This window comes from Candidatus Microthrix subdominans (assembly GCA_016719385.1).
In the GTDB taxonomy this organism is placed as follows: domain Bacteria; phylum Actinomycetota; class Acidimicrobiia; order Acidimicrobiales; family Microtrichaceae; genus Microthrix; species Microthrix subdominans.
Genome location: JADJZA010000007.1, coordinates 139,826 through 160,006 on the forward strand (window position 1 = coordinate 139,826; position 20,181 = coordinate 160,006).

At 64.7% G+C, this 20,181-nt stretch carries 13 protein-coding genes; 9 read left to right on the forward strand and 4 right to left on the reverse strand.

Annotated elements, in window-relative coordinates; translation table 11 throughout:
• The first annotated feature begins 188 nt into the window (after window positions 1-188).
• The 3 genes from IPN02_10800 to IPN02_10810 are packed head-to-tail and all read left to right on the forward strand — an operon-like array spanning window position 189 to window position 5,357.
• Complete coding sequence (locus IPN02_10800) at window positions 189-2,399, forward strand: bifunctional glycosyltransferase family 2 protein/CDP-glycerol:glycerophosphate glycerophosphotransferase (GenBank protein ID MBK9297296.1); 2,211 nt, start codon at window positions 189-191, stop codon at window positions 2,397-2,399.
• A gap of 28 nt (window positions 2,400-2,427) precedes the next feature.
• Window positions 2,428-4,050 (forward strand): hypothetical protein, encoded by a 1,623-nt coding sequence (locus IPN02_10805; GenBank protein MBK9297297.1) that lies wholly within the window; start codon window positions 2,428-2,430, stop codon window positions 4,048-4,050.
• A complete protein-coding gene (locus IPN02_10810) occupies window positions 4,047-5,357 on the forward strand; it encodes a glycosyltransferase family 4 protein (GenBank protein ID MBK9297298.1) in 1,311 nt (436 codons plus the stop codon). The genes IPN02_10805 and IPN02_10810 overlap by 4 nt, the downstream gene beginning before the upstream one ends.
• Before the next feature lie 25 nt (window positions 5,358-5,382).
• Here IPN02_10810 and IPN02_10815 read toward each other — a convergent pair whose 3' ends face one another.
• Window positions 5,383-6,720: a glycosyltransferase gene (locus IPN02_10815; protein MBK9297299.1), complete on the reverse strand. Its 1,338-nt coding sequence runs from the start codon at window positions 6,718-6,720 to the stop codon at window positions 5,383-5,385.
• A gap of 269 nt (window positions 6,721-6,989) precedes the next feature.
• Between IPN02_10815 and IPN02_10820 the strand changes: the two genes are divergently transcribed.
• Both IPN02_10820 and IPN02_10825 read left to right on the forward strand, forming a co-directional pair.
• Window positions 6,990-8,240, forward strand: a complete 1,251-nt coding sequence (locus IPN02_10820) for an IS256 family transposase (GenBank protein ID MBK9297300.1) — start codon at window positions 6,990-6,992, stop codon at window positions 8,238-8,240.
• A gap of 561 nt (window positions 8,241-8,801) precedes the next feature.
• Window positions 8,802-10,211 carry a hypothetical protein gene (locus IPN02_10825; protein ID MBK9297301.1) on the forward strand — a complete coding sequence of 470 codons (1,410 nt, stop codon included), beginning with the start codon at window positions 8,802-8,804 and terminating at the stop codon, window positions 10,209-10,211.
• On the opposite strand, the gene ligD is transcribed toward IPN02_10825, so the two are convergent.
• Window positions 10,202-11,212, reverse strand: coding sequence for a non-homologous end-joining DNA ligase (gene ligD, locus IPN02_10830; protein MBK9297302.1), 1,011 nt, complete (start codon window positions 11,210-11,212; stop codon window positions 10,202-10,204). The genes IPN02_10825 and ligD overlap by 10 nt on opposite strands.
• Window positions 11,213-11,315: 103 nt before the next feature.
• Here ligD and IPN02_10835 point away from each other — a divergent pair, with 103 nt between their 5' ends.
• The 4 genes from IPN02_10835 to IPN02_10850 all read left to right on the forward strand — a co-directional run bounded on the left by IPN02_10835 (window position 11,316) and on the right by IPN02_10850 (window position 18,386).
• The gene (locus IPN02_10835; protein ID MBK9297303.1) at window positions 11,316-12,716 is read left to right on the forward strand and encodes an ABC transporter substrate-binding protein; all 1,401 of its coding nucleotides are present in this window, start codon (window positions 11,316-11,318) and stop codon (window positions 12,714-12,716) included.
• Window positions 12,713-14,644 carry an ABC transporter permease gene (locus IPN02_10840; GenBank protein MBK9297304.1) on the forward strand — a complete coding sequence of 644 codons (1,932 nt, stop codon included), beginning with the start codon at window positions 12,713-12,715 and terminating at the stop codon, window positions 14,642-14,644. The genes IPN02_10835 and IPN02_10840 overlap by 4 nt, the downstream gene beginning before the upstream one ends.
• A 40-nt stretch (window positions 14,645-14,684) precedes the next feature.
• The gene (locus IPN02_10845; GenBank protein ID MBK9297305.1) at window positions 14,685-15,629 is read left to right on the forward strand and encodes a diiron oxygenase; all 945 of its coding nucleotides are present in this window, start codon (window positions 14,685-14,687) and stop codon (window positions 15,627-15,629) included.
• A 180-nt stretch (window positions 15,630-15,809) separates the two neighbouring features.
• The gene (locus IPN02_10850) at window positions 15,810-18,386 is read left to right on the forward strand and encodes a CDP-glycerol glycerophosphotransferase family protein (GenBank protein ID MBK9297306.1); all 2,577 of its coding nucleotides are present in this window, start codon (window positions 15,810-15,812) and stop codon (window positions 18,384-18,386) included.
• 24 nt (window positions 18,387-18,410) lie between these two features.
• Here the strand turns inward: IPN02_10850 and IPN02_10855 are convergent, their stop codons facing one another.
• Both IPN02_10855 and IPN02_10860 read right to left on the reverse strand, forming a co-directional pair.
• Complete coding sequence (locus IPN02_10855; GenBank protein MBK9297307.1) at window positions 18,411-19,283, reverse strand: flap endonuclease; 873 nt, start codon at window positions 19,281-19,283, stop codon at window positions 18,411-18,413.
• Between the two features lie 14 nt (window positions 19,284-19,297).
• Window positions 19,298-19,978 carry a hypothetical protein gene (locus IPN02_10860; protein ID MBK9297308.1) on the reverse strand — a complete coding sequence of 227 codons (681 nt, stop codon included), beginning with the start codon at window positions 19,976-19,978 and terminating at the stop codon, window positions 19,298-19,300.
• Window positions 19,979-20,181 lie beyond the last annotated feature (203 nt).

Sequence of the window (20,181 nt, forward strand, 5' to 3'; positions counted from 1 at the left end):
GGCCGTCCGTCCTGCGGCTCGTTGGAGTGATCGGGCAGGCGGAGGATGCGCTCTCGGGCTCGACGTGTCCAGACGAAGTCGCTGGGCGTCAATCCCGCCGCTGCTGCTAGTAACGCCGCGGACCAATGGTCGTGCGCTGTCGTCGTGCCGGTTTGCTGGCGGGTTTCATGCAGTCTAAACTCGATAACATGTCTTCACTCGCCATTATAATACCAGTCTATAATGTGGCTGGCTACGTGCGGCAGTGTATTCAGTCAGTGCTGGATCAAATTGAGGCCGGCGATCAGATCGTGGTGGTTGAAGACCACTCTACAGACAACTCCCTTCATATCGTCGAGGAAATGGCTCGGCGCCACTCGGAGATCCTTCTGGTCAGGCCCGAAGCAAACGCCGGGCTGGGTCGGGCGCGAAATCTCGGAATCCAGAAATCCACCGCCGACTACCTCCTCTTCCTTGACAGTGATGACTATTTCTTCCCGGGCTCGCTTGACGCCATCCGTGCCCGCTGTGATGCAACCAATCCTGATCTGGTGATGTTTGACTACGCCCGCGTGTATTGGAATGGGCGTAAGGCGCGCAACATGCTCGGGGGGCTGCTCGAGGGGCATCCCGAACCTGTCGTACTGTCGGAGGTCCCAGACCTCCTCAAGATTATCAACATCGCTACGAACAAGGCTTATCGTCGGGTCTTTCTGGAAGAAAACGATCTGTGGTTCCCCAGCGGATACTACGAGGACGTTCCGTTTACCTATCCAGCGTTTTGCCTCGCCGAATCCATCTCCCTGCTGGACCGTGTGTGCTACGCCTACCGTCAGCGCCGGACCGGAAGCATCCTGCTGTCCACGGATTCGCGGCATTTTGAGCTCCTGAAGCAGTTCGAGACTGCTCTGGATCGTTTTCAAACGGAGGTCAAGCTTCGCCCCTGGCTTCCGGTTGTGTGGGAGCGCGCTGCCAATCACATCGTCGCGGTCCTGGCGAAGGGTGAGCAGCGCCTACCTCGCGAGCTTCGCAAGCAGTTCTTCATGGATGCCTCAGACTTGTTGAACCGGCATTCGCCCAGCGTGGTTCCGTACCCGCCTGGAAATCACGGGCTGAAGTACAAGTTGATCGTCAGCGGGAATTTTCGTGGATTCGAGGCTCTGAAGAGGGTCAATCAGCAACGGATACGCGGTCGCCGGTACAAGAAGCAGCTGGAGGGCAAGGTCGGCCCATCTGTCGAGAGGTTGCGCCGGTTCCGGCCCGTCGATCCGAACGTGGCGGTGTTTTCAACGATGTGGGGACAGTTGCCCCGCGGTAATCCTCTAGCCATCGCCGAGGCGTTGGCCACCTATGCGCCGGCGATACAGCCGATCTGGGTCATCGCTCCTCAACATGCGTCGGCGGCTCGGCAACTGGGCGGTTTCGAGTTCGTCGAAGGTGGAACCAAAGCGAGTCAGCGGCTCTTCCAAAGTGCAAAGTTCTTCGTGAACGACGTGAACTTTCCGGCAACGTGGGAAAAACGAGACGATCAGACGTATCTACAGACTCAGCATGGCACTCCGCTGAAGTTTATTGGCCTCGACGTTCAGCATCATCCGATAGCAGCTGATGGAATGAACTTCTCAGCGTTCTTGCGTCGGATCGATCTTTGGGATTACAACCTTTCCTCCAGTCAATACTCAACAGAGATTCTCAAACGCGCATTTCCGGCGTCCCATGAGTTGCTGGAGTACGGATATCCGAGGAACGATGTGCTGGTCAACCCTCCCGAGGGGATCAGGGAGGAGACGAGGGCGCAGCTGGGTATTCCGGAGGGTCATCTGGCGGTGCTGTACACGCCGACCCATCGGGACGGTGTCGACCAACTGGACCTCGGATTCGATCCGGTTGCTTTTCTCAAAGGCGTGCCGGATGACGTCACCCTCATTATTCGTTCTCACCACCGATACGGTCCAAGCTCGGGTGTTCGTATGCTGCAGTCCGAGGGGCGAATCGTCGACGGCTCGGACCTGCCGGAGATAGCCCCGCTGTACCTGGCGAGCGATGTTTTGATCTGTGATTACTCATCCACGATGTTCGACTTTGCCAACCTGGGTCGGCCGATTGTGATCTACGGCGAGGACTGGGCGGAGTATCGAAGGTTGCGTGGGACGTACTTCGACATCATGGAAGAACCGCCCGGGGTGGTCACCCGGTCGATGGAGGAACTTTGCCGGGCGTTCGTCTCCGAGACGTATCGATCACCGAGTGCGATGAAGCAGTTGGACATCTTTCAAGCCCGGTTCTGCGAGTTCGATGATGGCCGAGCCAGCGAGCGGGTCGTCAGGAAGGTCTTCTTGGGGGAGGAGCCGGAAGCGCCCGAGCCACTCCACGACCCACCCGTCCCGTTGGCGACGTGGAACGTGGATCGGCCCGGATAGGCGCAGCTTCCTCTGGGATACTGACGCGATGCGATCAGCCCTTGGCGCGTCGGTGGCCGATCTTGGCCAGAAGCTCTTCGACCGGGGCATCATCAATTCGTTGCCAGAGCTTTCCAGCGAGATTCGCTACCGGGGCGTGAGCTGGAGCCTGGAGCCCACGGCGCCCGGCGACCTTCACATCAACCTGTTGGGTGAGCGGCGGGCGATCGGGGCGATTCGCTCAGCGGTTGACGCAGGAGCGGTTGCAGTCTGCTGGAGCAATCCCTCTCCGGACCTGGCCGCAGACCTGGCTGCTCGGGGGGTGGCGGTGCTGGAGACGAACGACGAGCGCCGTGCGATGTCGTTCGCCTCGGCCAACCTCTTCGGGTTTCCGTCCCACGGCCTTCCGGTCGTCGGCGTCACAGGTACCAACGCCAAGACCACCGTCGTGCTCATGGCCGCTGCGTGCCTGCAGCGCGCAGGGGTGCGAAACGCGTTCTCGTGCAGCGAACTGGCCGGCGTCGGCGACCGAACCTGGCGTCCCACGCTGACCACGCCCGACGCACCCCAACTGCAGCGGTGGCTCGGCGAATCGCGCGGTGCGGACTGCGAGGTAGCGGTCGTGGAGGTTTCTTCGCAGGCCATTGCGGATGCTCGGGTGGCGGATGTGGAGGTGGACATCGGGGTGTGTACGACCATCGGGGTGGACCACCTGGATGTACACGGCGATGAGGCCACCTACCGAGCCACCAAACGTTCCATGTTCGAGCAACTCGGCCCAGCCGGCTACGCCGTGTTTCACGGCGACGAACCCGCCGTCGTACAGGTGGCGGCCGGCACCGGGGCGATCGACGTGTCGGTCGGTCGGTCTGCGGGATCGGCCGTCAGAATCACCGACGATGGGCTGTTCTTTGGGGCCGACTTTGCCCGGCTCAGCAGCGGCGTCGAGGGTGTGGTCGAGGTTTCCAACCCTCACGTCACCGGCCATGTGCTGACGAGCGCTGCGCTGGCCGGAACCGCTGCGGTGCTGTCAGGGGCATCGTTCGAGGCGGTGGAGGCAGGCCTGAACGACTTTGCCGGCTTACCCCGGCGTCTTCAGGTGGTGACCCGACGTCCGTTCACGCTGGTGGACGACATGTGTAACCCGCACAGCCTTGCCAACACCGTAGAAGCCGCGTTGACCCCGCTTCGCCGGGAAGCCCGCCGGTTCGTGGCAGCGATAGCGGTGCGAGGCAACCGAGGTGCCGAACTCAACGCCCAACAGGGTGAACTGCTCGGCGGAATCCTGGTGGGCCTGGATGTGGACGAGGTGCACGTCACCCGAAGCGAGGACTTCATGGGTGATGCCGACCGGGTCACCGAGGCGGAGCAACGAGCGCTGATCGAAGCGTTGGATTCGTGGGGTTTGGAAGTACGGGTCCACGCTGGGTTGCGACCGATGATCGAGGAGATCGCTCATGCCGCCGCCCGTCACGACCTGGTGTTTCTGGTGGGCCACCCTGGTCTTGCTCCGGGCGTCGATGTGCTCAAAGAGCTACTCCGGGCCGACGGCCGAAGGGGGCGTCGCTCCCTGGTCCACTTTGCTCCGCCAAACGACGAGCTGCTCGCCCGGTCCGCCGGCCGTTCGTCGTCGCCGACGGCGCCGGCAGATACGGTCGAGGTTTGCCGATGAAGATCCTCATCACCAACCGGAAGATGACCAGCCCCTGGGGCTCGGAACTCTACGTGCGCGACCTGGCCACTGAGTTACTGCGTCGGGGGCATCGCCCCATGGTGTACACCTCCGAACTCGGCGCTGTTGCCGATGAGATGATCAACGCCACCATTGCGGTCAGCGATAATCTTGGAGAGTTCGGCGTGCGCCCTGACGTCATCCACGGCCAGCACCACCTGGTTGCGATGAACGCTCTCTGTCACTACGGCGATGTACCGATGGTCGGGGTCAGCCACGGCTGGAGGCCGTGGCCCGAACAACCGGTGCTGCATCCCAACGTGACGCGTTACGTTGCCGTCGACGAGGCGGTGCGCGACCGCCTCGCACTGCAACACGGGGTGGCGGACGATCGCATCGTGATCGTGCCCAACTTCGTCGATCTCGATCGCTTTGCGCGCGTTGCCGAGCCCGAGCCGACCCCTCGTCGGTTGCTGCTGTTCTCCAACTACGTCTTCGAAGGGGCGCCCTATCTGGAGGCGGCTCGGGAGGCCGCAGCCAAGTTGGGTGCTCACCTCGACGTGGTCGGCGAGAAGATGGGCACGGCGACTCGGCACCCCGAAGAGCTTGTGGGGGGTTACGACCTGGTGCTGGCTCAAGGGCGCTCGGCGCTTGAGGCGATGGCCGCCGGCGCGTCGGTCATGATCGGTTCGTCCCGCGCCTTCGGCCCGCTGGTTCGCACCGACAACATGGAGCGGCTGCGGCGGCTGAACTTCGGTATCCGCACGCAGACCCTGCCGGTCTCCGCCGACACGATCATCGACCAGCTGACGGCCTACGACGCAGCGGACGCGGCGAAGGTGACCGACTGGGTACGAGCCAACGCCGGAGTTGGCGACGCCGTCGATGCGTTGGTCGGCGTGTATCAGGCTGCGCTGGACGACTTCCATCTGCGACCGCCCGACCCGGTCGAAGCCTCCCGGGCAACCGGCGCGTTTCTTGACGGGGTCACCAAGGACTTCAATGCGCTTCAGACCGAGGTCTGGGAACTTCGGCCGCGGGTCTCGACCGGCGCCCGGGCGATCGACCGCCTTGCGGTGGTCGAAGGCGAACGGAACGACTTGCGTCGCGATCTGGCCCAGGCGCAGAAGCGGATGAGCGTGGCGGAACGCGATCTCGGCAGAACCCGGCAACGGGCGCTGCGACAGCAGCGGCGATTGGATCAGCTCATGTCATCACGTGCTGTGCGAGCCCAGAATCGAGTGCGTTCGGCGCCGCTGCTTCGGCGCCCCTACCGGGCGTTGCTCAAGCTGGTCGGTCGGGGTTGATTCGCGAGGCGACACGATGGACGGTTCAGCCCGGCGGTGTTCGGCCCAACAGCTCGAAGAACCGACGAGCGTCCGCCAACCAGTCCTCAGGCAGTTCCAGGCCGTCTGCCAGGCCCTCTCGCCAGTTCGACTCCATCCAGTCGACGAGCGTTTTATCCGTGAAGAGCCGCTCTCGATGATCGGCGAAGTCTGTTGTATCGAGGGTGCTTCGGTCCACGACCCGTTGCAGCAGAGCGGCGTAGCTGGCACCAAACCAGCGGGCCCGCTGCACGGGGCCCATCTGCCAAAAGGTGGCCTCACGTCGTCCCAACAATTCGGCCAATCGCTGCGCGGCGGTTGGGGTGCGATGCAGCGCAGCCCGGTGATTCCGGTAGAACAGCGGACGGTCGCCGAATGCCTCGAGCATCATCGCCAGCTGTGGGTACATGGTGAGCCCCATGTAGGGCTCGGGGTCGACCGCCAGAAACGGTTGGCGCCTCATGATGACCTGGCTGATCCACCCAAGCGCCGAGTTCACCCCGGTATGTGTGCCAACGTCCATCAGACAGTCGAAGCAATGGGCCTGACCGGAGTCCAACTCGATCGGAGTGCTGCCGTCACGGTCAGGTATCGGACGACCATCCAGCCCCATCCTGGACTTCTCGAACAACAACACGTCCGCCGGTGCGGCGCGTACGTCCTCCAGTACCTGGGCAAAACTGCCCGGTAGCCAACGGTCGTCGTTACCGAAGATCCAGACGAACTCACCTCGGCAGCCTCGGGCCGCCTCGAGCAGGTTGGCCTCCAGACCGAGGTTCTCCGGATTGATTCGTAGCCCCACGAAGGGGTGTGTCCGGGCAAACTCGGCTGCCACAGCGGTCGCCCGCCGGTCGGGTGAATGATCGTCGGTGACCACAATCTCTACGGTGCCCGGTTCCACAAACTCGAGCTCGGAGACCATGGATGCCAGGCATTCCTCCAGCAGGTAGGGGCGGTTGAATCCGGGCACCGCAATGCTCAGAAGAGGTTGAGGCACACCGGTCACCGGAACCGAAGCGACCCTTTCCACATCGGTGAAGCGACCCTCCAGCTCTTGGCGGAGGGTTGTGCCCGTGTGCACGGCCAAGTCCATCGCCTTGTTGGCCTCCCGAGTCGCCGCCTTTGCTTGGTGATGGGCTTGTGAGACACCGCGCCCCGCCGCTTCCGCACGGGCGTGAGCACGGTCAAGATCGTCACGTAGGCGTTGTATCTCGGTACCGTGCTCAGCCAGCAACCGTCGTTGTTGCTGCACGGTCTCTTGGTTGTGTCGGACTCTCCCGGTGAGGAACCTCAGCTTGTAGGCCAGCAAGGCAGCCGCACCGAGCGCAGCGATAGCACCAGCCACGTGCCGCATCGACGGAGCTCCAGGGCCTCCCCAAGCTGCCCAAGCACCGACACCGCCGAGTCCGACCAGGGCAAGGACGCCGCGGTCGATGCTTTTGGGGAGGAGGTTCGGCACAACTCGTTCCAAAGTGACACGCCCGGCGTGGGCGACCGGAGTTGAGTGCCGGGAAGTGGTGTAACAGGGGGCCGGGGGTGGTGAGGGTCCACCGGTGTTGGTGGTCATCGCGCCAGTCTCAAGTTGAAGCACAACCAACGACTTGAGGAGACACGATGACCACCACCCCAACCACTATCGACGCGGCCGGATGGCTGCGCAACCATCTGGAGTCCGACGACGCCGGCGGTGACCTGCTGGCAGCGCTGGTGAAGGACTTCGCCGAGGCGCTGATGTCCGCCGAAGCCTCGGCTCAGTGTCAGGCCGGATACAACGAACGCACCGACCAACGGGTCAACTCGCGCAACGGCTATCGGACACGCCGGTGGGACACCCGGGCCGGGACCGTCGACCTGGCAGTCCCGAAACTCCGGGAGGGCACCTACTACCCAGACTGGCTGTTGACCCACCGCAAACGTGCTGAGCAGGCGTTGGCGTCGGTGGTCGCGGAGGCCTATGTGAAAGGGGTGTCCACCCGCCGGATCGATGACGTTGTCCAGGCCATGGGCATCGAGGGGATGTCGCCTTCGCAGGTGTCACGGCTGTCCGCTGATCTCGATGTGAAGGTGACCGAGTTCCGCGAACGGCCCCTCGACGCCGGCCCATACCGCTACGTGTGGATCGACGCCCTCACCCAGAAAGTCCGCGAGGGCGGCCGGGTCGTGAACGTCTCAGCGGTGATCGCGACCGCGGTGAACGCCGAGGGTCGCCGAGAGGTCATCGGGTTCGACATTGTCACGACCGAGTCGACAGCGTCGTGGACCGCGTTCCTGCGGGGCCTGGTCGCCCGTGGGCTCTCTGGTGTCGAGCTCGTGATCTCCGACGCCCACGGCGGCATCAAGGCCGCCATCGGGCAGGTGTTGACCGGTGCGGGCTGGCAACGCTGCCGCACCCACTTCATGGCGAACCTGGCCACACGGGTCACCAAAGCAGCGTGGCCGATGGTCGCAGCGTTGGTGCGGTCGATCTTCGAGCAGCCCGACCGGGACTCGACCTGGGACCAGCTCGCCGACGTTGTCGACAAACTCACCGCTGCGGGGTTCGACGATGTCGCCGAACGGGTCCTCGACGCCGCCGATGAGATCCTGGCGTTCACCGCTTTCCCGGTCCAGCACTGGACCAAGATCCGCTCGAACAACCCCCAGGAGCGGCTCAACAAGGAGGTCCGTCGGCGCACCAACGTGGTGGGGATCTTCCCGAACCGCTCTGCTGCGATCCGTCTGATCGGGGCGATGCTCGCCGAGCAGACCGACGAGTGGACGGTCGGGAAGCGTTACATGAGCGCCGAAACGCTCAAGGCGGCCCGTCACCAGCCCGACCCGGTCGGTGAGGGCCCACCCAAGGAGGTCGCACCCAGGGCCGCCTGACCCCAAACGGGTCTCATCCACCTTCGTTGATCGGGACTGTCACCATCTATTGACACGACCGGCAACCCAACTGTCCTATTCACCCAAACCGGCGTGACGTCGGCCTGGACCGACGCGTCCGTTGTTCATACAATCGACCCGAAAGGTGCTTGACGCAACCCCGCCCGTCCGACTACAAATAGAACCCGAGCCGAGCACAACAAATCGGCTCAGAGGCTGAAGCGATGACCACCCGCTCCGGGGGTCTCCTACACCACCCCGCGGCACTTAACCGCGACCGGTGAAGGCCCATTTGTAGCCGGGTCCATTCCTGCAGAGGCCCGAAACACTAGCCAAGGCGAAAGGGCGGGTTGGCTCTCAGTGGATCCGCCAACTGCTGAAGTAGGCTAAGGAAATATGGGCGATCAACCAGAGCGACCGACTTCCTTGAGGTCTGAACCCGCAACGGGTCGTCCACTTCAGACAGATTCTCGACCAACTCGGTCATTTTTCGATTCTCTGGACGGTCGTCTCGAAAGGTTACGGGCCCGCGCCTCCTCGTACCGAAAACACGCCCCGCGTGTGCGAAAGATCCTTGAATGGGCGGTCCTGATTATTGCCGTTTGCCGTCTGATTGGCGTTCGCTGGACCCCGGTGGTGACCAATGACTCCCTCGGCTACCTGAAGCGGGCATCCTCGCCGCTTTCGACAGGTTTCGTAGCGGAGGGGTACCGGCAACTCGCGTACCCGGTCTGGCTCTGGTGTATCGATCAGATTTCCAACCTCTTTGGAATCGACCGGCTTTTCGCCATTGTGCTCTGCCAGCGGCTTCTCCTGTTGGTTGCTCTCGTCTTGGCTTGGCGAGTACTACGGCTTTGGGCAGCCCCAGCTTTGTGGTTCGTCACCTCAACCAACATTGTGTTCTGGACCAACTTCGTCCTCAACGAATCGATTCTTCTGTCGTTGGGTATTCTGGTGGCGGTGGCCGTCATCGCGGGCGCAACCTCTCAGGTGCCGCTGCGGTCTGTGCCGGTCTCGAGACATCCCGAACGGTGGCTTGTGGCGGCGATAGTAGTCGTGATGTTCGCTACAGCGCTTAAGTTGCAATATGTGCTGCTCGGCTTGCCGGTGGTCGCGCTGTTCTTCGTACTGGCTCAGCACCGACAGGTCAATGTGCGTCGCGTGCTTGCTGTCGGCGTGGGTGTGGGCGTGCTTCTGTCGATCATGGTGGTTGGTCAAGTAGTAGAAAACTCACGCGAGTACGACGAGGCAACGCCGCTTGCGGAGCAACAGTATGCCCACTGGTGGGGTGCCTACTATTCGGTATTTACGCTCACTCCTTTCGATCGTGTTCCGGAGAGCGCCTTGGAATTTCGCAAAGATTTCAACTATTATCCCCAGCTGCGCAGAATCGAACCGGACCCTCACAAGCGTAAGAAGATCGTCGAAGAGAGAATTGACCGCCTGTTCCGTGCCGCTGGAACCACCCGGAGGGCACAGCAAGGGCTTTCATTCTTTGGGGGCCTAGCCGGAGGACGTCATGCCGACCTTGCGAACCTGCGCAACCGAGTTGGTGCCGGTCAGGATCCTGTCGCCCAGAACTGGCTGGGAAGTGCAAGCGGCGCCGCAGCGGTACTGGAACAGGTGAACGATTCCCATGAAACCGTTGATTGGTCGCCACCCTCGGTCGTGACCGCTACTCAGTGGCCGCTGCGGGATTCAAAGTGGGTGTACTCCCTGCTCGCAGTCGGAGCGCTGGCGGGTTGCATGTACGGCCTGACGCTGCGCGGTCGCGAGCGATGGATCGGTCCTGCCTCGGTGCTCGCAACCGTGGGCGTGGCCGCACTCCTGTCGACTGGATACATCGATATTCAGCGATACCTGCTTCCGTATGTCCTGTCCAACCTCTTCACAGCATCGTGGATTTTCGGTCGGTCGATGGGCACCGATGGTGACCAGCTGAGGCCCTCCGGCGCGACCCCTCACGGCTGACTGGTCCGGCGGCTCGGTGCCACTCGACGCGCCTCTCCAGGCATCTTGGGAAATGTAGGGGGCCAGGGGGCATCGGGGATGCCGTTGGCTTCGTCGCGGTCGGCCCACTCCAGCAGACCGTCGATGGAAGCGGCAGCGTCATCGATACCCCCGTGGGCGTCGCCTGTGGAGGCGAGGTGGCGAACTCCGTTGGCGACCGTGACGTCGCCGGGTTCGACGTGCTCGAGGTCGGCCCAGCGGAACGGCGCAGACACGGTGGCCGTAGGTGTTGGTCGCGGCGACCAGGCGCCGCACAACGTGCGGTCTCGACAGTTCTGGTTGAAGTCGACGAATACCCGCTCGCCGCGTTCCTCCTTCCACCAGGCCGCTGTCACCAGCTTGGGCGCGCGCCGCTCCAGTTCCCGAGCCAGCGCGACGGCAGCGGCCCGCACCTGCACGAAGTCCCACGACGGCGTGATGCGAACGAGCACGTGGATGCCCCGTTTGCCCGATGTCTTGGGCCAGCCGGTCAGGCCCACCTCTGTCAGTACCTCACGGGTGAGTCCCGCGGCCTGACGGGCCTCGTCAAACCCGGTGCCCGGCGATGGGTCCAGGTCGATCCGTAGCTCGTCGGGATGTTCGGGCTCCCAGCTGCGGGTTGGCCAGGGATGGAACTCGATCGTCCCCATCTGGGCGCCCCACACGAGGTGTGCCACGTCGGTCGGGCACAGCGCATCGGAACTCGTGCCGTTGGGCCCCACGATGTGGGCGCGATGTATCCAGTCCGGCCGTTGGCTGGGGATGCGCTTCTGGAAGAACCCGTCGGCGTCAATGCCCTTGGGAAAGCGGTGCAGGTGCACCGGTCGACTTCTGTATCCCCGCAGGCCAACCTCGCCTAAGTCGGCCCAGTAACGGGCCAGGTCGCCCTTGGTGATGCCGGCTTGGGGCCACAGGATCCGGTCGGGACTGGATACACGAACCGCACGGTCACCCGCCTGCACCTCGATCGCCGCTGCGGCCATTGAGCAAGTCTGCCATGGCTGCCTTGCCCTGGGTTCGACGGTGCCCACCCAAGGACCGGTCATAGACGTTCAACGCCTACGATCGAGTGCCGGAGGTGAGCCGATGGGATTGCATCGTCGAGTGATCGGACGCGTGGCGGCGCTCCGCCCGGTGCTGGCGGTCGCCGGCCTGACCGCTGTGGTTCTGTTGGTGGGATGCTCGGAGACGGGGACGGTCGGAGGTCCGGGGCAGCAGGCAGGGTCGGCAACCTCCACCCAGAGCGCCATGACCGCTGGCGGTTACGAGCCGATGAGCGACGACGGCCCGGTGATCGAGCGCTTTCCAGATGCCACGTGGTTCGACGGTGACCTTCCGGCGACGGCTGAGCGGGCCGACCCGGACGCCGCCCCGGTGAAGGTGGGCTTCATCGGCATCAGCGATGGGCCGATCGCCGCGCTGCCCGAGCTGCTGGAAGCCACCGAGACGGCGGTCGAGTTCATCAACACCGAACTCGGAGGGGTGGACGGGCACCCGATCGAGCTGTTTGCGTGTTCGGTGTCCTTGTCGCCAGAGAGCTCCCAGCGCTGCGCCCGGCAGGTACTCAACGACGAGGTGGTAGCGGTGCTGGGGGGAATCAACGTGATGAGCGGTCCAGGCATCGCTCTGCTCGAGGAGGCGGGCGTTCCCTACGTGGGTGGCATCCCGGTGAGTTATGACGAGATGCGTAGCCCGATGAGCTTTCAGTTCTCCGGCGGCACGGCGGGTGCGTTCGCCGCCTTCGGCGCCGACGCAGCGCAGCGCGTCAAGGCCAAAAAGGTCGCGATGGTCTATGCCGATTACGGCGCGATCGCCGATGGAGCACACACCTACGGCGCCGAGCTGATGCAGCGGCTGGGCGTCGAGCAGGTGGTCGAGGTCACCTTTCCCCTCACGTCGACCGATTTGGTGGCGCCGATCCAAAAGGCGCTCGACGCCGAACCGGATGCGCTGATCCTGGGCGCAGCCGACACCTCGTGCGCTCCCGCGCTCGATGCGGTGGCCGACCTCGAAGTCGACGTGCCGGTGTACCTGGTGGGCGCGTGCGCCGATCAGAAGTGGCTTGATCAGGTGGGCGTCGATCGGGCGCTCGGCACGATCTTCAACATCGAGGGTCGGCTCAACCAGCGGGTCGTCGATTCGGCAGACACCGAGATCTACCACGCGGTGGTCGAGGAATATGGGCCCGACGATCTCAACTCCGCCGGCGCTGCGACGGTGAGCTTCCGGTCGGCGATGAACCTCTGGGCGGCGCTGGAGCAGGTGGGGGCCGATGCCACACCCGACGTGGTCGTCGAATGGTTTCGCGCCACCGACGGTCAGGAGAACTTCGACGGCCACCCCTACACCTGCGACGGAGAGCAGATGCCCGGGTTGCCGGCGCTGTGCTCGCCGCAGCAGGTGCTCGTCGAGCTGATCGGCCCGAAGGAGTTCGCGGAGGTCTCCGACGGCTGGATCGATGTGGCGGAACTGCTCAGCGAGCGGTGAGCTCTCACATCGGCTACATGCTGCTTGGCCTCGGCGCTGGGTCGGCGATCGCCGCCCTCGGCCTCGGCTTGGTGATGATCTATCGGGCCTCGGGGGTGATCAACCTGGCTCAGGGTGCCCTCGGCATGTTCATTGCACTGTCGTTCTTCAACTTCCGCGAGACCGGCGACGTCACGCTGCCGGTGCTGGGCGTGCCCTCGTCGTTCCACCTGGTTTCCCGACCCACCCTGGCGACGGCGATGGCGGTCTACCTTCCCTACGGGATGGTCATGGGGGCGCTCGTGTACCTGCTGGTGTTCCGGCCCCTCCGCCGTTCGCCCCCACTCGCCCCAGTGGTCGCCTCGGTCGGCGTGTTCCTCTACCTGTGGGCGGTGGCCGAGCTGAGGTTTCCAGGGGAGGTACTGATCCGCACCATCGTGGACGACACCGGTCGGAACGTGTTCGGTCGCCTGGTGACGTCGGATCAGTTCTACCTGGCCGTGATCGTCGCTGCGACAGCTGGGGTGCTGTGGGTGGTCGGTGCCCACAGCCGATTCGGGTTGGCCACCACCGCCGCCGCCGAAAACGAGCGGGGTGCCATCTTGGCCGGCTTGCGGCCCGATCTGCTGGCCCTCGGCAACTGGTCGCTGGCGGTGTGCCTGGCCGGAACGTTCACCATCCTGGCCGCCCAGATCACTCGGCTTGACCCGCTGGTTACCAGCCTGGCCGTGGTGCCGGCGTTGGCGGCCGCCCTCCTCGGTGGCTTTCGCAGCTACCCCGTCGTCGTCGCTGGAGGCTTGGCGTTGGGAATGGGGGCCTCCGAGCTGACCAACCTGCAGGCCGATTACACCTGGGTGCCCCAGGTGGGCTGGCAAACGGGGCTTCCGCTGCTGGTCATCCTCGGCGTGATGTTGCTGCGCGGCCGGCCCCTGCCCGAACGGGGGTCGGTGGTGGCGCCTCGTTTCCCACCGGCGCACTTCCCTCGGCACATGGCGGCATCGACGGCGCTCCTCGTGCCCCTGGTCTCGGGTGCCATGTTCGTCCTCGGCCCCGACCTGCGCAGCGGACTGATCACGTCGGCGGTTGCAGCGATCATCAGCCTGTCGGTCGTGGTACTCACCGGCTGGGTCGGCCAGATCTCGCTGGCCCCGTTGGCCTTTGCCGGGGTCGCCGGGTTCGCGCTGGTGCGGTTTGCCGAGGGGCCCGTCGGCCCGTTCGCCCCGGTGCTCGCCGTGTTGGTGGCGACCGCCGTTGGGGTGGTCGTCGGCCTTCCAGCAGTGCGGGTGCGGGGTATGGCGCTGGCGATCGCCACCCTGGCCGCAGCCGTCGCCATCGAGGAGTTGTTGTTCAAGTGGAGCTGGTTGACCGGTGGGGCAGCGGGCGTGCGTGCGCCCAAGCTGTCGCTGCTCGGCGTCGATCTGTCGATCTCGGCGGTGGGAGCCGAGTTTCCTCGACCGATCTTCGGCGTGGTGTGCGTGTTGGTGTGTGGCGCGGCCGTCGTGGCGGTGTCGGCGCTGTTGCGTTCCCGCGCCGGCGTGGTGTTTCTGGCAGTGCGAGGCAACGAGCAGGCCGCCGCTGCGGCCGGGGTGGACGTCGCTCGGGTGAAGCTGGCTGCGTTCGCCGTCTCGGCGGCGCTCGCCGGGGTGGGTGGCGTCCTGTTGGCCTATCAACGCCAGTCGTTGTCGGTGCAGAGCTACCAGGTGTTCCTGTCGCTCTCGATCGTCGCGCTCGCCTATCTGGCGGGCATCACCTCGATCGCCGGTGCGCTGCTGGCCGGAGCGCTGGCACCCGAAGGGCTGGTCTCCGCCCTCAGCGGATCATCTTCGGCGTCGACCGCGCAGTTCGCCATCAACGGCCTGGCACTCATCGTGGTGGCCATCGTCGCCCCGGAGGGCATCGCCGGCGTCGTACGCCACCGCTGGTCACAACTTGCGAGCCATTCGTCATGACGGGTGTCGGAGTTGGGTAAACGGTCGTAGCCTCAGTTCCATGGCTGCTGTTGTCGAACGTGTCGAACGGTTGAATCGGGCATCGCTTCGGCGGGTGATCGAACCCGATGTCGACCTACCCGGGGCGGTCGGCGACGGGCAACTGGTCGCCGACGAACTGCTCAGCGTGGCCGGGCTCGACCTCGGCCTCACCGCAGAGCAGCGTCGCATCCTCAGCCGAGAGGAGGTCGCCTCGATGTTCAGCGCTGGAACACGGTTCGAGGCAGTGCTCGAGATCGGGTTTGCCCGTCAGGTTGCCTATGCCCCCGACCTCACCGACCCCCGCATCACCTACCTGCTGCACGAGGTCGGGGAGGAGACGCGTCACCAGCGCCTGTTCATCCGGCTGATCTCCCAGATCGGCCCCAAGGCGATCCATCCGCTGGAGGGGAAGGCCTGGATGGACCGTCTCGACCGCTTCGGCACCGGCTGGATCACCAACCACCTGGCGATGCTCTACGTCATGGTGCTCGCTGGTGAGGAGATCCCGGACCGTATGCAAAAGCTGGCCTCGGAGCATCCCGACACCGATCCGTTCCTCGCTTCGGTCAACCGCTACCACCGCCAGGAGGAGGCCCGGCACCTCAGCTTCGCCCGGGCGATGCTGCCCGAGGTGTGGGCCGGGGCGTCGGCGGTGGAACGCACCGTCGTCCGGCGGATCGCGCCTCTGGTCATTCAGGATCTGTTCCGTTTCATGGTGCATCCCGGCGTCTATGCCCAGGTCGGGTTGGACCCCTGGCCGACCTGGAAGCGGGTCAATAAAAGCCCCACCCGGGTGCAGCTCCGACGGGTCTCGACGCGTCCGGTGCTCGAGGCCCTGCTCAACGCAGGTGTGCTCGAGCGGGGCTCCGTTCCCGCGGCGTGGCAGAAGCTGTGCGGCGTCGATGCCCACGGTGCACCGCAGCCGGTTCTGACCGGCGCCAGCGCACTGGTCGCCGATCAGTAGCGGCTCGGCGGGCGTCGCTGGGAGCCGTGTTCGGTGGGTCCTGCACCCCGAAGCCGAGGTGGCCTCCCGTCCTATACTCGGCAGGCCTTCCCGGCGGGGCCTTTGGCCGTCCACTTCGACTGGTCGGCGTCACCCGGTCCGCTGCGGGGAGGGTCCACGTACGACGGCCGGAGGAGCGCAGTGGCGCTACGTATACGTCAACGCTCGAAGCGTCTCGCAAGGATCACGGTCCATTTCGCCTCCCGTCAGTTCCCGCTGCGCCCCCACCGGGTCTTGTACGAGTCCTTCCACGGCGCCGGAGTTCTGTGCAATCCCGAGGCGATCTTTCAGAGGCTTCTGAGCGACCCTGACTACAACCACCTCCATCATGTGTGGGTCGTGGCGGACGAGAGTATTTGGGCCCGAGTCCCGCGGGAGATCAGGAACCATCCCCGAGTCAGCCATACGATCCACGATTCCACGTCCTACCGGCACGAGCTGGCCGTGTGTACCTACCTCATCAACAACGTCACCTTCAAGCAGGACTTTGCCAAGCGGTCGGGTCAGGTCTACGTGAACACGTGGCACGGCACCCCCCTGAAATTGATGGGCTACGACCGGGCCGGAAACTTCGATCACACCCTCAACGTGGTCCGGAACTTTCTCAGTGCGGACTATCTCGTGTCATCAAATTCGCGGACCCTGGACATGTACTTGACCGGCCACCGGCTGGCCGGCATGACCAATGCCATCATCACCGACGTGGGTACGCCCCGTGTCGATCGTCAGCACGGGGCAAGCGTCACGACGGATTGGGCCGTCAGGCGCCTGATTGAGCAGGGCATCAGCCTGCACGGCAAGCGAGTCGTCCTGTATGCACCCACCTGGCGCGGGTCGAGGGTCCACAGCCCGCGGGTAGACCGGGAAGCGCTGGTCGGCGCGCTCCACGCCCTGACGTCGCGTTTGGGCGACGATGTCGTCATCCTTCTCAAGGTGCATCAAGCGGTCTTCGACGAAATGTCAAAAGAGCCCGATCTCGAGGCTGTGTTGGTGCCAAACGATGTCCCGACCAATGAGATCCTTGGGCTGACAGATGTGCTCATCACCGACTATTCGAGCATCTGCATCGACTTTCTCGAGACGGGCCGCCCCGTGGTCTTTTACCAGCCAGACCGGGAGGGCTATGCGCACGAGAACGGCCTCTATGACGAGGCGGCCTCGCTCCCCGGCCAGGTCGTCACCTCAACCGATGGCCTGTCGGCGGCGGTCGACCAGGAGCTCAGCTCGACGGACCGTCATCCGAACTATGCCCACTGGCGTTCGTGGTCCTGTCCCCACGAGCGCGGCAACTCCGCGGCCCGGGTCATCGACATCGTCTTCGGAGGATCTCGGGACGGCACTCGTTCGGTCGCATCGCAGTCGGGGAAACCGAAGATGCTCTTGGCTCTCGGTGCCCTACGAAACAACGGCGTTGGCAACTCGGCACTGAACCTGCTGGCCACGATCGACCACGACCGTTTTGACGTCTCGGTGGCCTTTCCCGCCGAGTCCGCCGTCGAGTCGCCGGAGATGGTGGCACGAATCGACAGCCGGGCAAATCGGCTGCCGCGCTCCGGGCGCATGAACGAGCTGGCGTTTGCGCTACCGGTGAGGAAGAAGTTTGAAGGAGGGGGCGGCGGCGCGCTGATGCAACGTTGGATGGACCGGCTCTTCTCCGATGAATGGCGTCGGTGTTTTGGCGACGCGGAGTTTGATTACGTCATGGACCTCAACGGCTACTCGGCGTTCTCGGCCCGACTGATGTCCCAAGCGCCGGTCGGCACGAAAGCGATTTGGCTGCACAGCGACATGGCCGCCGATGCCCAGCGTCAGGTGAACGGCCGGTTTCCAAACCGAGCGAACGTCTTGGCGGTGATCGAGCGGTATTCGCACTTCGACCGTCTGGTGTCGGTCAGTTCGGCGTTGCGAGATGTCAACCGCCGCAAGTTGGGCGGTCCGGTGGAACCGTCAAAGTTTGTCAGCGCAAGGAACACCATCGATCGATCGAGGCTGGTCCTGTCTGACGAACCGTCACCCGCCACGATCGAGCGTGACCCTATGAGCGCTCGGCAGCTGGAAGTGCGCGGTCTGCGGGACTGCATGATGGAACTGGCTCAAACCCAGGGCCTGGACGCGCTGAAGGCGACGATGGCGGATGTGGAGACCGCCTACCGGGTCGTGGCTTCCGGGGGCGACACGCCGGTTCGGTTCGTGACGGTGGGTCGTCTCTCGCCGGAAAAGGCGCATTGGCGTCTCATGAACGCGTTTGCGCTCCTCAACCAGGAGTTCCCGGACACCCAGCTCGTCATCGTGGGCGATGGTCCGCTCGCCGACGAACTCAAGGATCTGGCATCGAGCTTGGGCGTGTCCGATTCGGTCGTGTTCACCGGCCAAGTTCAGAATCCGACGTACCTGTTGAAGGTGTGCGATTGCTTTGTGCTCTCCAGCGACTACGAGGGTCAGCCGATGGTGATTCTTGAAGCGCTGGCCCTGGGCCTACCGGTCATCTCGACCCACTTCGATTCGATCCGAGACGCTCTTCCCGACGGGTTTGGTGTGGTGGTGGAGAGCGACCCCACCGAGCTCGCGGCAGCGATGCGATCGTTTGTCGAGCAGGGGCAGACGCCTCCGCGAACCTTCGATGTGCAGGCATACAACGACGAGGCGCTCGCCGAATTGTACGCGGCACTCGGTGTGACCGAGCGAAGGGCGTCGGTCGACCGCTCGCCGGTGGGATGAGGCCGGCCGGTCAGGCCGTGATCATCAGCGGTTCGTCAGCGCCTGGGCGCTTCTGAGCAGGTCGGGGGCGTCGAGCAGTTGCGCATAGTGCCCCAACTGGGGGGTGGGCCCGCTCCAGCGCCAGTCGTCGACCGTGCCGACGTCCGCGTCGGTCTGCAGGGTGGCGATCGTGCGAAACAGGTAGGCGTCCGAGCGCTGTTGAGCCAGGGTGGCGGCCAGCCTGGCGGCGCTGCGCACGCTGATCTCCCACTTGCCGGGGGCATCGGGGATGTGTTCCAAGTGCTTGTAATGGGCCAGCACTGCGGCGGCCGACTTGGCTCCCCACCCGGGCAGGCCGGGGAAGCCGTCGGCGGTGTCGCCGACCAGGCCGAGCCAGTCGGGAATCGATGCGGGGTCCACCCCGAACTTCTCCCGCACCCCGTCGGCGTCCCGGAACACCTGGTTGCGCCGGTCGTATTGCACCACCTTGGGCCACGCACAGCACTGGCCCAGGTCCTTGTCGGGGGTGAGGATCACCACCCGCTCCACCCGATCGTCGGCGGACGCCACTTTCGCGGCGGCGGCCAGCGCGTCGTCGGCCTCCTGTTCCACCATCGCCCACACGGTGAAGCCCGCTGCCCGAAGCGCGTCCTCGAACAGACCGAATTGACCGAACAGGTCCGGGTCGATGCCCTCGCCGGTCTTGTAGCCCTCGTACAGGTCGTTGCGAAACGATTCGATGACGTGGTCGGTGGCCACGCCCAGGTGGGTCGCCCCGTCGTTGAGCAGCGCAAAGGTGGACCGCAACGCCCCCCGCACTGCGCCCACCTCGGTCCCTTCGGCGTTCGTGTGGCCGCTGTTGCGCCCGTAGAACTGCCGGAACAGCTCGTAGGTCCCGTCGACGAGGTGTACCTGCATCGCACCAGCTTGGCTCATCGGTGCGGCCCGGCTCGCGAAGTTCCCCGGGCGCGACGGAACCACAGCCACCCGGCGACGCCCAGGATGCTCAGCAGGGCGCCGATGCCCAACAGGGTGGCGGCCGCTGCGCTGGCCAGGAAGGTTCCGGCGGCTCCGCCGAGGTCGCCGGGGGTGGGGAGCAGGTTGTTGGTGATGCCGACGCCGGTGGTGTCGCCCCCGTCGGTGGCCACCTGTACGTCGTAGCCACCGGCCTCCACAGTTCGAAACTGGCCGATCGCGACCGTGCGGCGGTCCCCATCGATCATGATCTCCAACGGATCGGTCGCTCTCACGGGTACCGTCGAGCCATCCGGCGACGTCACACGCACCGTGGGCACACCCAGGTCGTCCGCCGGCACGTCGCTGGGAACGTCCGGGTCGACGATCGCCACCAGCGTCTTGGCCCGGTCGCCCTCGAGGGCCACCGCGTCGGTGGATCCGACGGAGATCTCGGCGCTGGTGACCTTCGTGCGGTTGACCCCCCGCTCGTTGGCCGAGGTGAGGGAATCGTCGAACAGGCCCACCGTCAGCACGAGCAGAACTGCGCCGACAGCCATCATCAGCGCACCGGCCGCGCCCAACCAGACGGCGGTTCGCTCGGGCGGGCGTCGAGTGGGTGCGGCCACCGTCTCGAACGTGTCGTGGTCGGCGGTCATCGGGCCATCACGGTACCCGAGGGACTCCGCTCGACATTCGGTTGCCCTCTGGTGGCACTATCGGATGGTCGTCCTGCCGAGGATGGGTCACGGATCGGGTTTCGCCCGGCACCATGCGCCGAGAATGTCCAAAAGCTGGGAATGCCCCTGCCTTGGCGGGGGTTTCACCCCACACAGGAGAAAACCTAAGCCTAAGATTGTCA

Bases quoted from the DNA above. Each gene is read 5' to 3' on its own strand.
- IPN02_10800 (MBK9297296.1), top strand. From the start codon at position 189: ATGTCTTCACTCGCCATTATAATACCAGTCTATAATGTGGCTGGCTAC.
- IPN02_10805 (MBK9297297.1), top strand. From the start codon at position 2,428: ATGCGATCAGCCCTTGGCGCGTCGGTGGCCGATCTTGGCCAGAAGCTC.
- IPN02_10810 (MBK9297298.1), top strand. From the start codon at position 4,047: ATGAAGATCCTCATCACCAACCGGAAGATGACCAGCCCCTGGGGCTCG.
- IPN02_10820 (MBK9297300.1), top strand. From the start codon at position 6,990: ATGACCACCACCCCAACCACTATCGACGCGGCCGGATGGCTGCGCAAC.
- ligD (MBK9297302.1), bottom strand. From the start codon at position 11,212: ATGGCCGCAGCGGCGATCGAGGTGCAGGCGGGTGACCGTGCGGTTCGT.
- IPN02_10835 (MBK9297303.1), top strand. From the start codon at position 11,316: ATGGGATTGCATCGTCGAGTGATCGGACGCGTGGCGGCGCTCCGCCCG.
- IPN02_10845 (MBK9297305.1), top strand. From the start codon at position 14,685: ATGGCTGCTGTTGTCGAACGTGTCGAACGGTTGAATCGGGCATCGCTT.
- IPN02_10855 (MBK9297307.1), bottom strand. From the start codon at position 19,283: ATGCAGGTACACCTCGTCGACGGGACCTACGAGCTGTTCCGGCAGTTC.
- IPN02_10860 (MBK9297308.1), bottom strand. From the start codon at position 19,978: ATGACCGCCGACCACGACACGTTCGAGACGGTGGCCGCACCCACTCGA.